Genomic DNA, 18,353 nt, shown 5'->3' with positions numbered 1-18,353 from the left:
GATATAAAAGTATGAAAATTAAAGGACTAATGAGGCTTTCCAAAAAGCATTGAAGTTTTCTTTGATTTTGAAAGATCAGCTTCAGAGAAGCAAAAATATTTATAGGAAGATATTTATTATTGAGAGCAAAGCTTCAGCGGAGCATAATATCCATATGATGCGAGTATATTTCGCTCCGCTGGAGCTTGATAAGAATTATTATTCTCCAAAAAATTGTTTGCTAAATTCAGTACGAAAAACTTCGTCTCCAACTTCTAGTCTTTGTTTGTACATTGCTTTTGCATCTTCTCCGGCAACGTATCTTAATTGGCTTTTTCCATCTGTAGCAGCTTCATAAACCACATCAGCAATTTGTTCTGGAGTTGACGCCATTTCAAACATCGTGTCAACATTGGCAAACAATTTATTTGACAATGTTTCATATTCAGGCTGAATTCCTGTGTCGAGAGAACCGTGTAAAAATTCAGTTTTAATGCCGCCAGGAGAAACTGTTTTAATGTTTATCCCAAATTGATTTAGTTCGAAAGCCATGCTTTCGCTCCAGCCTTCAAGTCCCCATTTTGTGGCGTGATAGATTGAGCTTAAAGGAAAAGCGATCAGCCCGCCAATTGAAGTTGTAGAAATAAACAAACCGCTTTTTCTTTCTCTGAAATACGGAATAAAAGCATTTGTAACGCGAATAACTCCCAATAAATTAGTGTTTAATTGTTTTGTAATTTGATCATCTGTAAGACTTTCCAAAGGGCCAATTAAACCGTAGCCAGCATTGTTGAAAACAATATCTATATCGCTAATTTCAAGTGCTTTTTTTACTGTAGTTTGAATTTGATCAAAATTGGTAACGTCTAATGGCAAGAGCGTTACATTCTTTAATTGAGAAAGTTCGGTTTCCTTCTCTGGAGTTCTCATGGTTGCGATTACATTCCATCCTTTTTCGTGGAATAATTTTGCTGTTGCTTTTCCTAAACCTGATGATGCCCCTGTGATAAAAATTGTTTTCATGATTATTGTTTTTTTAATTGTTATAATTTGATGAAGCAAAGTTCAGGATACATCAGAGCTTAAAAGTGTTCATTTTGGAGCAATGAGTGTTCAAAATGAATAATCGAAGTTTTTGGATTAAAAAACTTTGAGCGTAATTGTTTTAAACACATAGAAACATAGTTTTTCTTGCTCTACAAAGGCGTTTCACTTATTTAAACAAACATAGCTAGGTGTGAAAATCTAGATTTTTTTCAAACTTCTTTTTACAAGACCGAGATCTATGTTTCTATGTGTTCAAAAATTTTAAGAGAGTTGCATTTGACAGGCTTTATTTAACTCATTTGTTAACAACTTTCGCTTCGTTATTTCTCTAAAAAAAGCGTAAATTTGAATTCTTTCCATTTCTCATTTCGTATTTTGTTATGTTTCATGTTGTCAGTGTTTTGCAATATGGAAGACTTGAGATTTGGAGTTTCAAAATTTCACTTTTTAGAATTCTATGTATTTAATATTCGATACCGAAACAACCGGATTACCAAAACGCTGGGATGCCCCAATTACTGATTCTGATAACTGGCCTAGATGTATACAGATTGCTTGGCAGCTTCATGACGAAATGGGACAGCTTATTGAGCATCAGGATTATTTGGTAAAACCAGAAGGATTTAATATTCCGTACGATGCTGAGCGTATTCACGGAATCTCGACTGAATTGGCTGAGGCCGATGGAATCACTTTGGCTGAAGTTTTAGAGAAATTTAATATTGTTTTAGGAAAAACTAAGTTTATCGTAGGTCAGAATTTAGGTTTTGACGTTAATATTATGGGAGCCGAATTCCATAGAATGGGAGTAGATTCTACTATGGCTTCCATTCCTGTTCTGGATACTTGTACCGAAGTTACCGCTTCATTATTGCAGCTTCCTGGGGGACGTGGAGGAAAATTTAAACTTCCAACCTTAACAGAATTACACAGCTATCTTTTCGATCAGCCTTTCGCGGAAGCGCACAACGCAACTGCCGACGTTGAGGCAACTACGCGCTGTTTCTTGGAATTGGTAAGAAGAGAGGTTTTTACCAAAGAAGAACTGGATGTTCCGAAGGAGTATTTCAAAGATTTTCAAGAAAGAAATCCACAGCCATTTCAGCTTATTGGTTTAAAACATATTAATTTAAAAGCAGCTTCTGATAAAATCAGAGAACAGCTTAAGGCTTTAGCCGGAGAAGGTCAGCAGACTGTAGTTTCAGAAGAAGATAAAGCTGATTTTAAGGCTGCAAAATTTGCACATTTACACAATCATACACAGTTTTCGGTTCTTCAATCAACAATCGGAATTGGAAATATCGTTGCCGCTGCCGCGAAAAACGGAATGCCGGCCGTGGCCATGACCGATACTGGAAACATGATGGGAGCGTTTCATTTTGTGAGCGCTGTTATGAATCACAACAAAGCGGCTTCTGGAAAAAACAAAGCTTTAGTAGAAGCAGGAGAAGAGCCAACCGAAACAGAGGTTAAACCTATTGTAGGTTGTGAATTTAATATCTGTGAAAACCATTTGGATAAAAGTAAAAAAGACAACGGTTACCAAGTTGTTTTATTGGCTAAAAACAAAACAGGATATCACAACTTAGCCAAAATGGCTTCGATTGCTTATACGGATGGTTTTTATTATGTTCCCAGAATTGACAGAAAGATTGTGGAACAATACAAAGGCGATATCATGGTTTTGTCTGGGAATTTATATGGAGAAATTCCGAGTAAAATCTTGAATATTGGTGAAAACCAAGCCGAGGAAGCTTTAATTTGGTGGAAAGAGCAATTTGGCGAAGATTTCTATCTGGAAGTCATGCGCCATAATCAGGAAGATGAAAACCGTGTTAATAAAACTCTGATTGAGTTCTCTCAAAAACACAATGTAAAGCTCATTGCTACCAACAATACCTATTATTTAAATAAAGAGGATGCCAATGCACACGACATTTTATTGTGTGTAAAAGACGGTGAAAAGCAAGCCACACCAATTGGTCGTGGTCGTGGTTATCGTTACGGACTTCCAAATCAGGAATACTATTTCAAGTCCGAAGAAGAGATGAAAAAGCTCTTTGCTGATCTTCCTGAAGCGATTATAAACATTCAGGAAATTGTAGATAAGGTAGAAGTATATTCACTTTATCGAGATGTACTACTTCCAAAATTTGATATTCCAGAAGAATTTGTTGATCCGGAAGACGAGAAAGACAATGGCGTTCGCGGTGAAAATGCTTATTTACGTCACCTTACAATGGAAGGTGCGAAAAGAAGATATGGCGAAATTACTGAATCAATTCAGGAACGTCTGGATTTTGAATTATTGACGATTTCGAATTCAGGATATCCAGGTTATTTCTTGATTGTACAGGATTTCATTGCCGAAGCTAGAAAAATGGACGTTTCGGTGGGGCCAGGACGTGGTTCTGCAGCCGGATCTGCGGTTGCTTACTGTCTCGGAATTACCAATATTGACCCAATTAAATACGACTTGCTTTTTGAGCGTTTCCTAAATCCTGACCGTGTATCGATGCCCGATATTGATATTGACTTTGATGATGAGGGTCGTGGACGTGTAATGGAATACGTAATCAACAAATACGGTCAAAAACAGGTGGCACAGATTATCACGTATGGTAAAATGGCGACCAAATCGGCGATTCGTGATACGGCTCGTGTACTGGATTTACCTTTATTTGAAGCCGATAGAATTGCAAAACTGATTCCGGGAATGATGCCGTCCAAATGGAATTTGGCGCGTTTTATTTCGGAAAGTGAAGATGAAGTTAAAAAAGCACTTCGTTCTGACGAATTTGATAATGTAAAAGAATTAATCGCGATTGCCAATGAAGATGATTTGGCAGGAGAAACCATTCAGCAGGCAAAAATCCTTGAAGGATCGATGCGTAATACGGGAATTCATGCCTGCGGGGTAATCATTACGCCGTCGGATATTACGAATTACGTTCCGGTTACCACCGCAAAAGATTCGGATTTATATGTAACACAGTTTGACAACTCGGTTGCAGAAAGTGCTGGATTGCTGAAAATGGACTTCTTGGGTCTGAAGACCCTGACGCTGATAAAAGATACCGTAAAACTGGTAAAATACAGAACAGGAATTGAACTCAATCCAGATACTTTCCCCATTGATGACGAAGAAACGTATGCGCTTTTCCAAAGAGGTGAAACCGTTGGAATCTTCCAATACGAGTCGCCTGGGATGCAGAAATACATGAAAGATCTGAAACCAACGGTTTTCGGGGATTTAATTGCCATGAATGCCTTGTATCGTCCGGGACCTTTAGAGTATATCCCGTCTTTCGTTCGAAGAAAAAATGGAGATGAGGAAATTAAATACGATTTGGATGCCTGTGCCGAATATTTATCAGAAACCTATGGAATTACAGTTTACCAAGAGCAGGTAATGCTTTTGTCTCAGTCTTTGGCAGGGTTTACAAAGGGTGAGGCCGACGTCTTGCGTAAAGCGATGGGTAAGAAACAAAAAGACGTACTAGATAAAATGAAGCCGAAGTTTGTTGAACAAGCGGCAGCAAAAGGACACGATGCTAAAATTCTAGAGAAGATTTGGAAAGACTGGGAAGCTTTTGCGAGTTACGCCTTCAACAAATCGCACTCGACCTGTTATGCTTGGATTGCGTATCAAACTGCTTATTTAAAAGCACATTATCCGGCAGAATATATGGCGGCGGTACTTTCGAACAACATGAACGATATCAAACAGGTTTCGTTCTTTATGGAAGAATGTAAACGTATGGGATTGCAGGTTTTAGGACCATGTGTAAATGAATCATACTATAAATTTACCGTAAACGATGATTATGCGGTTCGTTTTGGAATGGGAGCTATTAAAGGAGTAGGAGCAGGAGCTGTAGAAACTATTGTAGAAAATAGAAAAGACGGAAGATATAAATCGATTTTTGATTTAGCAAAGCGAATTGACCTTCGTGCAGCCAACAAAAAAGCGATTGAGAATTTAGCTTTGGCAGGAGGTTTTGATTCTTTTGAAGGAACAACAAGAGCACAATATTTTCACGATGATGGCGACGGAATTACTTTCTACGAAAAAGCAATGCGTTACGGATCGAAATTTCAAGAAAATGAAAATTCATCTCAAGTAAGTTTGTTCGGAGAAACCAGCGAAGTTCAAATTGCAGAACCTGTTGTTCCTCCATGTGAAGATTGGAGCACAATGGAAAAACTGGCAAAGGAAAAAGAGGTTGTTGGAATTTATATTTCAGGGCATCCGCTTGATGATTTTAGATTTGAAATGAAATATTTCTGTAATGCCCGATTAGAAGCGCTGAAAAATATGAACGATTATGTTGGTAAGAACCTGACTGTTGCAGGAATTATCAATAACGTCCAGCATCGCGTGGCCAAAAACGGAAAAGGCTGGGCAGCGTTTAATTTAGAAGGATATGATGAAAGTTTTGAGTTCAAGATTTTTGGTGAGGAATATTTAAAATTTCGCCATTTCTTAATTCAGAACAACTTTGCATTCATGAAAATTCTAATTAAAGAAGGCTGGGTAAATCATGAAACCGGTAAAAAATCAGATCCAAGAATGCAGTTCGTTGAGGTAAAACAATTGCAGGATATATTAGAAACTTTAGCCAAAAAACTGATTTTATTGTTGAATATTAAAGATTTGCATCCTGATTTTATCCACAAACTAAACCATCTTTTTAATGAAAATAAAGGAGATAATTCGGTAACCTTTGAAATCATGGAACTAGAAAACATAAAACGCTTAATTGAAGTAGAAACAACAAGTGAATTTGAAGATAATGAAGATGCCGTTTTTGAAGATGAAAATGATGATGTAGAAACTGCCGCAGGTGAAGCCAAAATGCAGGAGGTAAAAGAGGTTGAAGAAGTCAAAGTGGTGACCAAATTAACAATGCCAAGCCGTAGGCTGAAAGTTAAGATTTCAGCCGAATTACTGGCAGAATTAGAGAAAATGCAGATTAATTTTAAATTGAACTAAAAAATTAACAGTTAAAATTTAAACGTATGTTAATTTTTTATGTTAAAAATATGCATGCATAATACTTTTTTAGTAATATTGTCGGAAATTACAACGTTTTCGTTGAATGTCTAACAAGGCAAATTATAGGAATATGTTAAATTGTCCTAAGTTTGTATAAATCAATTAAATCAGAATTATGAAAAAGAACCTATTTTTATTAGGATTATTAGTTTGCTCTATGACCGCCATGGCGCAGACAGGAAGTGCGGACAAACCAGAAAGCTGGTATTTTAAATTGGGTGGATCATATTTCAACCAAACTGCATCAACTGAATTTCCAGAAGTAGGAGGTCAGGCACCAAATAGAGATGTTTATTCAGGAACATTATCAAATAATAAACTAGTTTCGAGAGAAAGTATTACGGGGTCTTTTGGACAAGGTTTTAGAAGTGGAATTACGGCAGGATATCGTTTTTCTACACGTTTAGGAGTAGAGCTATCTGCAAATTATTATATCAGCAATAGTAAAACTATGGCTCAAACTACTAATAGACTTTATTCTTATGATCCAGCTACTACTGTTGCTACATATATTAGTTTTGAGGCAAACGGGCAGATTAAAGCTTTTGATGTAGCTCCAGCAATTGTAATGTTTTTAGGTGAAGCGCATGGTTTTGAACCATATACTAAAGTTGGAGTTATTGTGCCAATTCACGGTACATTAGATATTAAAACAGATAGAGAGCTTTTGTCTTATGTAGGTACTAATCAAGTAGCAAAAAATAATATCTATTCGAAAGATGTTGTAAAACCAAATCCAACAATTGGATTCATGGCATCTTTAGGTACATCTTATAAATTAGGAAAACACATTTCTGCTTTTGCTGAATTAGAGTATCGTAATTTTACTGTACACGGTAAAACTAAAGAAACTACTGAATATACTGTGAATGGTCAAGATGCTTTGGCAACAAGAAATACATCTCAAAGATATACAGTATATCATGATAAATTAAATTCAAATTCTAATAATGCTTTATTTAACCCAAATACAGCAACTACAAACGATACAACAGATACAACTAGACCTAATGACAAAATGGACGAATTAAGTTCTTATGTTGGAATCTCTGGTTTAGGATTAACTGTAGGTTTAAAATACAGCCTATAATTTCCAAGTTTTTTATAGTTTACAAAAGAGGATATTCGAAAGAATATCCTCTTTTTTATTTGAATTGCCTCCTGCTTTAGCTGGAGGTTGAGAAAATGGATTAAAATGAAAGGCTTTAGCCAAATTACCTGTTTGGCTAAAGCCTTAAAATTCTTTGAAAAAATTCCTCCAGCTAAAGCAGGAAGCAATTCAAATTAGAACATAATAATTATCTCGAAGTTTCTCTGAATTCCTTCAAAACCTGATCAATAACCCAGGTTGTTCTTGCGCCAGAAACTCCTTTTGATGGAGAAGCGCCTTCATTACCCAAAAGTTCAGCAATAACAGTTTCAATAAACGGCTGCTGAATATGTAGCGGATTTTCTATCGTAATACTTTCTTTTTCTCCATTTGCATATTGAATATGAATAGGATCATTTCCGAAAGTAGAAAAAGAGATTTTTCCTTTGTCACCCACAATTTCGGTATTGTCGTAACGTTCGAAACTGGCAAAATTCCAAATTCCAGATCCGTGAATTCCGTTTTCAAATAAAAACGACATCGAAACCGCATCTTCTGCAGGATAAGCTAGTAATTGAGAAGTGGCATGTCCGCGGACAGATTTTATGGGACCTAAAACAAAATCCAAGAAATCAAGAGTATGACAAGCCAAATCCACAAAAATTCCTCCACCTGAAATATGTGGCAAAACAGTCCACGGAAGATTGATTTCATCATCGTAGCGTTTCTCAAACGGATGGTATAAAACACAATTTACGTGTCTAATAGTTCCTAATTTTCCTTGATCGATTATTTCTTTAATTTTTAAAAAACGAGGCAGACCTCTTCTGTAATATGCCACAAATAGAGGTACATTATGTTCTTTGCAGGCACTGATCATTTCGTTACATTCTTCAAATGTCAAAGCCATTGGTTTTTCAACGTAAACCGGTTTTCCGGCTTTAGCGCATAAAATAGTGTATTCTTTATGAGAAGATGGAGGAGTGGCAATATAAACAGCATCTACTTCTGGATCGTTTATTAAATCTTCAGCATTTGAATACCATTTCGGAACGTTGTGACGTTTTGCGTAATCTTCAGCAAGAGCTGCATCTCTTCGCATGACGGCAACTAAAGCAGAGTTTGAAGCTTTCTGAAAAGCAGGTCCGCTTTTAACTTCGGTAACATTTCCGCAGCCAATAATTCCCCATTTTATAATTTCCATTCTTTAAGTTTTTAGTTTCTCAAATTTAGTATAAAAGCTTTGTATAAAAAAGGTAGCCACGAATTCACGAATTTTATTTTAATCTATGAGTTTAAAAATGCTGTGGCTAATTGTTCGAATTTATTTCACGCAGATTTAAAAAGATTTAAGCAGATGCTCTCAGATTTTTTAAATTAAATCAATTTAGATCTGCCTAAATCTGCCAGATCTGCGTGAAATAAAATAGCCACGATATTCAGAAAATAATTCGTGAATTCGTGGCTAATAAAAAAATTAAGCTTAAAGTTTTACTTTTTTGGCAAAGCAGTAAACCCCATATTGTAAAGTGTGAATGCTTGAATGTCTACATTCTCTTGAATGGTAGCCGCAACAGATTTTCCTGCTCCGTGTCCTGCTTTAACATCGATTCTAATTAAAACCGGATTGTTGCCTGTTTGTTTTTCTTGCAATTCAGATGCAAATTTGAAACTATGAGCTGGAACTACACGATCGTCATGATCTCCAGTAGTTACCATTGTTGCAGGATAATGCGTTCCTTGTTTTACGTTGTGAACCGGAGAATATCCTTTTAAATATTCGAACATTTCTTTGCTATCCTGAGCAGTTCCGTAGTCGAAAGCCCATCCTGCACCGGCTGTAAAAGCATTGTAACGAAGCATATCCATAACTCCAACAGCTGGTAAAGCTACTTTCATCAAATCTGGGCGTTGTGTCATTGTAGCACCAACTAATAAACCTCCATTAGATCCTCCGCGAATTGCTAAATAATCAGATGAGGTATATTTTTGGGTAATTAGATATTCTGCGGCAGCGATAAAATCATCAAATACATTTTGTTTTTGAAGTTTGGTTCCTGCATCGTGCCATTTTTTTCCGTATTCACCGCCACCTCTTAGGTTGGCAACAGCGTAAACGCCGCCGTTTTCCATCCAAACTGCATTTGCAATGCTGAAACTTGGTGTTAAACTAATATTGAATCCGCCATAACCGTAAAGGATTGTTGGGTTTTTACCGTCTAATTTTGTTCCTTTTTTATACGTAATAATCATTGGAACTTTTGTGCCGTCCTTTGAAGTATAGAAAACTTGTTTAGACTCGTAATCTTCGCTTTTGAAATCTACTTTTGGTTTCTGATAAATTTCTGATTTACCTGATTTTGGCTCAAAAGAAAAGATAGTTCCTGGAGTGGTATAATTGGTAAAACTGTAGTATAGAATCTTTTCGTCTTTTTTACCGCCAAATTCGCTGGCAGTTCCTACAGCTGGAAGTTTGATTTCACGGATTAATTTTCCGTTATAATCATATTGAATCACAAACGAAACGGCATCTTTTGTATAGTTTGCAAAAAAGTATCCAGCTCCAGTTGATGGATTGAGTACATTTTCGGTTTCTTTGATGAAATCTTTCCAGTTTTCTTGTTTTGGATTATTGGCATCAGCTAAAACTACACGCCCGTTAGGCGCTTTGTAATCTGTTTCGATAAATAATTTTGTTCCTTCGTTTTCTATTATGGAATATGAATTATCAAAGTTGTCTATAATAGTAACAATCGGACTGTTTGGTTTAGTTAAATCTTTGATATATAATTCATTTCCGTAAGTAGAATTGGCAGCTGTAATAATTAAGAAATGATCATCTTCGGTAACATAACCGCTAACATATCTTCGTTTTTGATCAGCACCAAAAATGACTTTATCTTCTTTTTGAGAAGTTCCTAACTTATGAAAGTACAATTTATGCTGATCTGTTTTAGCAGATAATTCACTTCCTTTTGGCTTTTCATAACTTGAATAGTAAAAACCTTCATTTTTATACCAAGAAATACCGCTGAATTTTACATCCACCAAAGTATCTTCTAAAACCTTTTTAGTAACGGCATCAATTATAATGACTTTTCTCCAGTCACTACCGCCTTCAGAGATAGAATAAGCCGCTTTGTTTCCGTCTTTCGAAAAATCCAATCCTCCAAGAGAAGTAGTTCCGTCTTTTGAAAATGTATTCGGATCTAGGAAAATTTCTTCTTTACCGTTTTGATCTTTTCTATAAACCACAGACTGATTTTGAAGTCCGTTGTTTTTATAATAATAGGTAAACTTTCCTTCTTTAAATGGAGCTCCGATTTTTTCGTAATTCCAAAGTTTTTCCATTCGTTTTTTTAATTCTTCACGAAACGGAATTTTATCTAAATAACCATAGGTCACTTCATTTTCAGCTTTTACCCAAGCAGCTGTTTCGGCAGATTTATCATCTTCTAGCCAACGGTATGGATCGCTTACTTTAGTATCAAAATAAACATCAACAGTTTCTCCTTTTTTAGTTTGCGGATATTGAATTTTACCTTGTCCAAATGAAATCCCTGCAGTTGTTATTGCCATTAATAAAAATGTTTTTTTCATAGTTAGTTTTATCTGTTGTAACAAAAATAATGCTTTTTGTGAGAATGATAAGTTTTTAACCGCAAAGGACGTAATGAGTTTTTGCAATCCCCATAGTTATCGAGAGCAAAATTTTAATCTCGCAAAGGCGCAGAGACGCAAAGTTTTTTAATTACTTGCGACTTCGCGTCTTTGCGAGATTTTTAAAAGTGAAATAAGCTTGTGTATTTTGCGAAACCTTCGCTTACTTAGCGGTTAAATTAAAAATCTTATAAATTGAAATTAACTCCCAAAACGATGTTTCTTCCAATATTTGGAATACCATCTGTTTTTAATCTTGAAAGGTGCGCAATGTATTTTTTATCAAATAAATTGTTTCCGTTTAAGTTAATGTCGAAAGCAGTTTTTCCTAATTTAACAGTTCCTCCAAAACCTAAATTTACCAAAGTATATCCTTTTGAAGCTGTTTCGAAACCGCTTACATTATCTTGGCTGAAAGTTGAAGAAACATTTAAAGAAGCAAAACCTTCACTTAACCAGTTTTTGATATTGAATTCTGTTCTAAGTGTATTATTCCAGTTGTTTGCAGGAATCAAAGGCAGATAATCTTTGTTCTCTTTTTTACCGGTAACCGTTTCAAAACTCGTTTCAAAATGCAGCCAATCTAAAGGATGCGGGTGAAAATGTAAACCAACTTCACCACCGTATAATTGTGCATTATCTTGAACGTAAGCAAACACATCATTATCATCACGAGTTTCTCCAGTTGGCGAAGTATAAATGTAATTGTTTACGTGGTTGTAAAATCCGTTTACAAAAAACTCAAAATGGGTGTTTTTATATTCTAAATTTAAATCGGTTTGAACGTTTTGTTCGGTTTTCAAAGCGGCATTTCCAATTTCGTAACGATTTGTTCCTTCATGCACACCATTTGAAGTTAATTCGGCTAAGTTTGGCGCTCTAAATCCGGTTGCCACATTTAAACGAAGCGTAAATGGTTCTGCCAATTTGGTTTTGTAACCTAACGATGCATTAAAACTATCGAATGATCTGTCAAGAGGCAGAAAATATCCTTCTTCACCTTCAGTTCCGTGAGCGATAGAAGTAATATTTCGATTGTCGAAACGTAATCCAGCTTGAATAACGCTGTTGTCCCATTCGTAATTTGCAGTTCCAAAAACACCAAAATCATTCGTTGTAGCATCTGGAATTAAATATTCTTCACCAGAATTTTTATTGGTTTGGTGCATTCCTTGAACTCCTACAATAGTTTCGATTTTTCCGAATTTAGGAAAATGATATTTTGCATTGTAATTGAAAGTGTTCAATTTCATGTGTAAAGATGCTTCGTTGCTGTCTTCAAACTCGCTTCGGTCATTAGAAATATATCCTAAATCGACATCTAATTTTGAGTTTTCGAAGAAAATAACATTGTTTAAACTCAATAAATGATTGAAGATTCCTTGTCTTGGAAATTGTGTGTCCTTGCTTGACGATTGTTCAGCGATTCCTTCTTCTGGAATTCCAATATCCAATTTGTTGTAATTGTATCTTAAAACACTTGAAAAACTGGAATTGCTATATCCAATTCCAGTTTTAAAATCGGTTTCGTTGTAACGTGAATTCGTTACGCGGTCGCCGCCTGAGATTTTATAATCAGAATGGGTATTGTAGCTTCCTCTAGCTAAGAATTTCCAATTGTCAGTTGAGGTTTTTAATCCGATAGAAGAGTTGCTTCCTTCTGTATTGGTAAAATATTTTTGACTGAAATTGGCTTTAAAAGTACCGGCATCGGCAAATTTCTCAGGATTAAAGTATAAAACTCCTCCTAAAGCATCAGAACCATATAATAGCGATGCCGGGCCTTTGATAACTTCAACACTTTCTATTCCAGCATCATTTAAACCTAAACCATGCTCGTCTCCAAACTGCTGATTTTCGATACGAACGCCTTGCGAATACACCAAAACACGATTGCCGCTAAGTCCTCGGATTACTGGTTTTCCAATCGAAGTTCCAGTTGAAATTTGAGAAACTCCGGGAATAGTGGCTAAACCTTCAATTAGAGTAGAGGTTCCTTTTTGTTGTAATGTTTTGATGCTTTCATGCTCAATTTTCATTACGTTCTGTGATTGGAGTTTGTTGAAAGGTGTAGAAACCACCACTTCATCCATTTCTAAAATAGATTCTTCAAGTGTAATATCTAAAGTATTCTGTTTTAATAATTTCGCGATTGTTTTATTTTGATTGGCATAACCAACATATGTAAAAGCAATACGTAAACTTCCGTTTGGAAGATTGTTTAATTCGTACTTTCCGTTTGCGTCAGTTGTAGTTCCTTTATGTAATTCAGGAGCATAAACAGAGACTCCAGGCAATGGATTATTTTGTGTATCAGTTACAGTTCCTGAAACTGAATTTTGAGCAGATACAATGCTCGAGATCCCTAAAATAAGGGCTAATATGAATTTTTTCATTTGGATGATGCTATAGTTAATTGTTTTTCCTTCAACAAAATTGAAACATACAGCAAAGTATTCTGATCCTGATTTTTAAAATAGGATTAGGAAACTCAACGTAGTTTTGAATTTAAATGAAAGAAAGATTTTTTTGATGGTGGAGTTTAAGCAACTACAGCAGGAGGTCCTCGTAATAAATACGGGGTTTTTGAAATTGAAAAAATCTTTTCAGTCAGCGGAAAGAAATAAGGAATATCGCTGTTGAAATAATAAAACTGAAAAGAAAAGCTCTGTGGAACAGTGAATGATTCAAAAGCAAAATTACAAACAAAACAAACGTCGTAATTATGGTGCTGGTGTGTTATTTCGCCGCTTGGGTCGTTGTAACTATGATGACACTGCTTTTCGGAAAGCTGTTTTACAATATGCTCATAACTGTGTATCGACTGAAACAATATTGAGAACAATACTGTTACAGCAAAAGAGAAACTTAATATGAGCTGTTTTTTCTTCATCGAGCAACAAAGGTATAAAAGATCATACAAATACGGATTGATTTTTTGCTTTCAGCTGCGTATTATTTGAAAAAAGTTCAGTAAACCCTTTTATTCGTCATCAAAAACAGAATATTTTGTTTAGAATCGCATCCTGAACTGGCATTATATTATATTTGTAAGTGAAATAAAACTAATCTTAAAAACGTTTCAATATTTAATTCTGTTTTAAAATCTAAAAAATATATGCGATCACTGTTTAGCTGTTTGTTTTTAATCTTGTTTTTCAATGTTTTTGCGCAGGAAAGTGCTAAACCAGAAATAAAACCTATAGTTAAAATAGATTCTTTGTACAGAGAAGACCAGTTTTATTTTTCGGTAACCTATAACATGTTTACAGATCTTCCAGATAAATTCAAACAGAATAAATTTTCACTAGGACTTTCTGGAGGTTTTCTGCGCGATATGCCTATTAACAAATCGAGAACAATTGCTATTGCAGCAGGTTTAGGATTGAGTTATCAAAATTATTATCAAAACCTTACAATTTCTAAAGATCCGGCAGGAGCGCCTGTTTATGCCGTTAATAATTACGGAGAATTTGTTTCTAACCGATACCGACAATATTCTGTAGAACTTCCAATAGAATTTAGATGGCGTAATTCCACTTTTGAAAGTTATAAATTCTGGCGTGTTTATTTAGGAATGAAATTCAGTTATGCTTTTTCAAACACATCACTTTTAGATGATGGCGAAAATAAATACAGAATCAATAATAATCCAGATATTAATAAATTTCAATACGGACCTTATCTTTCGGCAGGATATAATACTTGGAATATTTATGTGTATTATGGTTTAAATCCGTTGTTTGATTCTTCCACTACCTTATTAACAGGAGAAAAACTGAATTTAAAAACCTTAAATGCAGGTTTGATCTTCTACATCTTATAACCACAGGTATAAAAATAATACCTGAGGCAGAACACCAATTAATAATCCTGCTACGAGTTCTTTTGGTGTATGTGCTTCCATCTCAAGTCGTGATGAAGCCACAACTCCAGTCATTAAAATTAAAAAAGCGGACCAATACGGATTCTGCATTTGAAGATGCAGATTTAATCCCGCAGCAAATACCATAAAACCGCTTATTGCTGCCACATGCAGACTTGCTTTAATTTTGAATAATGACAATACCAATGCCGCAATAGTGGTAAACAAAGCGCCCAGAAAAAAGAAATGCAGTTCGGGATAACGAACAATTACAATACTTCTTTTTACCAGTAAAATATATAAAAAACACTGCAGTATAAGCGGAACTCTTCTTTGAGAATTCTCAGGAAGCATCATCGATTTTACATGTCCTGTAGAACGCAATAGCATAAAAAATAATATTGGGACAATAATGGTAATGACCAAAATTTGAAAAAGGACAAAATATTTTTCTTGAGTTGTAAAAATATCATCTTTACAATACAAGTAAAACAATGTGGCATACATCGATATAAAAATCGGATGAAATATATAGGAGAATAAAACTAGGATTTTTTTCAAAACGTAATTTTTGTGGTATTAAACAAATATAATCAAATAATGTTTTTGTTGGCAATTACAAGAATTTCTCTGACTAAACATCTTTCTAACTCAAAAATAAATTAGCGAAAAATTGAGAGATTCGTCGCAAACCTTTTTTTAAATTTGACAAAAAGAAATTTCAAAATGAGCATAAACCTAAAAAACCTGATTTCAGTTTTTAATGCTGAATGGACAGGTTCTGATAATGACACTTTTATCGATCACGTTTCGATCGACAGCCGTTCTTTACAAAACGGGTCGCAAACCTTGTTTATTGCCCTTTCTGGTGTTAATAACGATGCTCATTTATACATTTCAGAACTTATAGAAAAAGGAGTTCAGAACTTTGTGGTGCAATATATTCCCGAAAATGTAAAGGGAAAAGCCAACTTTTTAGTAGTTAAAAATACGCTGAAAGCACTTCAGGAATTAGCAGCCTATTATCGTAATTTATTCGATATTCCGGTAATTGGTTTAACGGGAAGTAACGGAAAAACAATTGTAAAAGAATGGCTTAATTTTTTGCTGAGTCCCGATTACAATATCATTCGAAGCCCGAAAAGTTACAATTCGCAAGTTGGAGTTCCATTATCAGTTATTGCGATAAACGAAAAACACAATTTAGGAATTTTCGAAGCCGGAATCTCAACGGTTAATGAAATGGTGAATCTTGAAAAAATCATCAAACCCAGCATTGGTGTTTTAACTAGTATTGGTTCTGCTCACGATGAAGGATTCGAAAATGCTGAACAAAAAATCAAAGAGAAATTACAGCTTTTCAAAAAATCAAAAGTTATTGTATACCAAAAAAATAAATTGGTAGATCAATGTCTGGCAGATTTTTGTGCCGAATATCCGCTTCCAGAAAGAATACTTTTTTCATGGAGTTTTACAGATGATTTAGCTTCTGTTTATATTCTGAAAAAAGAAACCCAAGACGATATTACGACTATTCAATATCAATATAATGACGAAATATTCAATTTAGAAATTCCGTTCAGCGATTCAGCATCCATAGAAAATACGATTTCTTGTTTGTTGGTCTTATTGTATTTCAAATACGATTTTGAAATTATTCAAAGCCGTGTAAAACTGCTCTATCCAGTTGAAATGCGTTTGGAAGTTAAAAACGGAATTCACAATTGCAGTATTATCGACGATAGTTATAGTTCTGATTTCCAGTCTTTAAAAATTGCTTTGGACTTTTTGGAAAGCCAGAAAAAGAATGCTTCAAAAACCGTGATTCTATCGGATATTTTTCAAAGCGGATTTTCGAATGAAGAATTGTATTCAAAAGTTTCCCAGTTAATTTCAGACAATAAAATTCATCGTGTAATTGGAATTGGCCCTACGATTTCTTCTTTCAAAGATAAATTTGCTAACAGTACGATGTTTCAAAATACAGCCGATTTTATCAATGAAATAGAAAGGTTTGATTTTAATAATGAAACCATTTTGATAAAAGGAGCAAGATCTTTTCAGTTTGAAGAAATTGTATCGCTTCTAGAAGAGAAAACTCACGAAACCGTTTTGGAAATTAACTTAGATGCCATAACTCATAACTTCAATTACTTTAAATCAAAGCTGAAACCAGACGTTAAAATGATGGTTATGGTAAAAGCATTTGGTTATGGAAACGGTGGACTTGAAATTGCTAAATTACTCGAACATCATAAAGTAAATTATTTAGGTGTGGCTTTCGCCGATGAAGGAATTTCATTGAAAAATGGCGGTATCAAACTGCCTATAATGGTTTTAAACCCTGAATCAACCAGTTTTCCTTCGATTATTCAATATCAATTAGAACCTGAAATTTATAGCTTAAAAGGATTGAATGCTTTTTTAAAGATTGCCAGAGAAAAGAACTTAAAAGACTATCCAATACATATTAAAATGGATACTGGAATGCATCGTTTAGGTTTTGAAAACAATACAATCGATGAACTGATTGCAACTTTAAAAGGGAATTCAAGCGTTCGTGTACAAAGCATTTTATCACATTTGGCAACAAGTGATGATCCGCAGTACTTTGATTTTGTGAGACAGCAGATTGCGTTGTTTGAAAAACTGTCTTCAAAATTAATGACAGAATTAAACATAAACCCAATCCGACATACTTTAAATACTTCTGGAATCAGTAATTTTCCAGATGCACAATATAATATGGTACGTTTAGGAATTGGTTTATATGGAGTTTCCAATGATCCAGCAGAACAGAAATATTTGGAAAATGTTGGAACTTTAAAATCGATTATTTCGCAGGTTCGAACTATTCCTGCCGGCGACAGCGTAGGTTACGGACGTCGTTTTATGGCCGATAGAGAAACCAAAATCGCAACCATTCCTATTGGTTATGCCGACGGAATTGCAAGGCTATGGGGAAATGAAGTTGGGTATGTGACGATTAAAAATCAAAAAGCCAAAATCGTAGGAAGCATCTGCATGGATATGTTAATGGTAAACGTAAGCCATATCGATTGCAAAGAAGGCGATTCGGTGATTATTTTTGGCGAAAGCCCAACTGTTATCGAAATGGCTGTGGCGTTAAAAACCATTCCGTATGAGATTATGACCAGTATTTCGCAAAGAGTAAAGCGCGTATTTTTCCGATAGCGTTAAGAATTTTCAATTAAATTGCGTATTTTCGATATTCATTTAATGTTAAACTAAACAAATCAGATATGGGATTTTTTTCAGAATTTAAGGCATTTGCAATGAAAGGCAATGTAGTTGACCTTGCTGTTGCTGTAATTATTGGAGCTGCTTTTGGTAAAATTGTAAGTTCATTCATTGAAGACGTAATTACACCTTTGGTATTAAAACCCGCTCTAGAAGCAGCACATTTAGAAAAAATTCAGGATCTTACGGCTTTTGGAGGCGTAAAATACGGAATGTTTCTTTCGGCGGTAATTAACTTTATAATTGTAGCATTTGTTTTGTTCTTAATTATTAAAGGGATAAGTAATCTTAAAAAGAAAGAAGAACCAGCTCCGAATCAGCCTGCAGCTCCAACTCAGGAAGAACTGCTTACACAAATTAGAGATCTTTTGAAAAATAAAAATATATAATAC

Annotated in this window: 11 protein-coding genes; 5 read left to right on the top strand and 6 right to left on the bottom strand. The window is 34.9% G+C overall.

What is annotated here, in order from left to right:
• Window positions 1-198: 198 nt before the first annotated feature.
• Window positions 199-1,002, bottom strand: coding sequence for an SDR family oxidoreductase (locus P2W75_RS03620; protein ID WP_276378954.1), 804 nt, complete (start codon window positions 1,000-1,002; stop codon window positions 199-201).
• Window positions 1,003-1,483: 481 nt separating this feature from the next.
• On the opposite strand from P2W75_RS03620, the gene dnaE reads away from it, so the two are divergent.
• Both dnaE and P2W75_RS03610 read left to right on the top strand, forming a co-directional pair.
• Window positions 1,484-6,022 carry a DNA polymerase III subunit alpha gene (dnaE, locus tag P2W75_RS03615; protein WP_207298153.1) on the top strand — a complete coding sequence of 1,513 codons (4,539 nt, stop codon included), beginning with the start codon at window positions 1,484-1,486 and terminating at the stop codon, window positions 6,020-6,022.
• 178 nt (window positions 6,023-6,200) lie between these two features.
• Window positions 6,201-7,175 carry an outer membrane beta-barrel protein gene (locus P2W75_RS03610; protein ID WP_207298152.1) on the top strand — a complete coding sequence of 325 codons (975 nt, stop codon included), beginning with the start codon at window positions 6,201-6,203 and terminating at the stop codon, window positions 7,173-7,175.
• 208 nt (window positions 7,176-7,383) lie between these two features.
• Here the strand turns inward: P2W75_RS03610 and P2W75_RS03605 are convergent, their stop codons facing one another.
• From P2W75_RS03605 to P2W75_RS03590, 4 genes are all read right to left on the bottom strand, one after another.
• Window positions 7,384-8,379: a Gfo/Idh/MocA family protein gene (locus P2W75_RS03605; protein WP_276378953.1), complete on the bottom strand. Its 996-nt coding sequence runs from the start codon at window positions 8,377-8,379 to the stop codon at window positions 7,384-7,386.
• Between the two features lie 287 nt (window positions 8,380-8,666).
• Window positions 8,667-10,775: a prolyl oligopeptidase family protein gene (locus tag P2W75_RS03600; RefSeq protein WP_276378952.1), complete on the bottom strand. Its 2,109-nt coding sequence runs from the start codon at window positions 10,773-10,775 to the stop codon at window positions 8,667-8,669.
• A gap of 248 nt (window positions 10,776-11,023) precedes the next feature.
• The gene (locus tag P2W75_RS03595) at window positions 11,024-13,231 is read right to left on the bottom strand and encodes a TonB-dependent receptor (protein ID WP_276378951.1); all 2,208 of its coding nucleotides are present in this window, start codon (window positions 13,229-13,231) and stop codon (window positions 11,024-11,026) included.
• 146 nt (window positions 13,232-13,377) lie between these two features.
• Window positions 13,378-13,728 (bottom strand): hypothetical protein, encoded by a 351-nt coding sequence (locus P2W75_RS03590; RefSeq protein ID WP_207298676.1) that lies wholly within the window; start codon window positions 13,726-13,728, stop codon window positions 13,378-13,380.
• Window positions 13,729-13,953: 225 nt separating this feature from the next.
• Here P2W75_RS03590 and P2W75_RS03585 point away from each other — a divergent pair, with 225 nt between their 5' ends.
• Window positions 13,954-14,661, top strand: coding sequence for a porin family protein (locus P2W75_RS03585; RefSeq protein WP_207298148.1), 708 nt, complete (start codon window positions 13,954-13,956; stop codon window positions 14,659-14,661).
• Here P2W75_RS03585 and P2W75_RS03580 read toward each other — a convergent pair.
• Window positions 14,656-15,261 carry a hypothetical protein gene (locus P2W75_RS03580; RefSeq protein ID WP_207298147.1) on the bottom strand — a complete coding sequence of 202 codons (606 nt, stop codon included), beginning with the start codon at window positions 15,259-15,261 and terminating at the stop codon, window positions 14,656-14,658. The genes P2W75_RS03585 and P2W75_RS03580 overlap by 6 nt on opposite strands.
• A 165-nt stretch (window positions 15,262-15,426) precedes the next feature.
• On the opposite strand from P2W75_RS03580, the gene P2W75_RS03575 reads away from it, so the two are divergent.
• Window positions 15,427-17,895 carry a bifunctional UDP-N-acetylmuramoyl-tripeptide:D-alanyl-D-alanine ligase/alanine racemase gene (locus P2W75_RS03575; RefSeq protein ID WP_276378949.1) on the top strand — a complete coding sequence of 823 codons (2,469 nt, stop codon included), beginning with the start codon at window positions 15,427-15,429 and terminating at the stop codon, window positions 17,893-17,895.
• Window positions 17,896-17,963: 68 nt separating this feature from the next.
• Window positions 17,964-18,350: a large conductance mechanosensitive channel protein MscL gene (gene mscL / locus P2W75_RS03570; protein ID WP_207298145.1), complete on the top strand. Its 387-nt coding sequence runs from the start codon at window positions 17,964-17,966 to the stop codon at window positions 18,348-18,350.
• Window positions 18,351-18,353 lie beyond the last annotated feature (3 nt).

The sequence above is a fragment of the Flavobacterium sp. H4147 genome, from assembly GCF_029360735.1.
GTDB classification, from domain to species: Bacteria; Bacteroidota; Bacteroidia; order Flavobacteriales; family Flavobacteriaceae; genus Flavobacterium; species Flavobacterium endoglycinae.
Note: the sequence above shows the minus strand (reverse complement) of the source record. Positions and strands in the feature narration are given on the sequence as shown.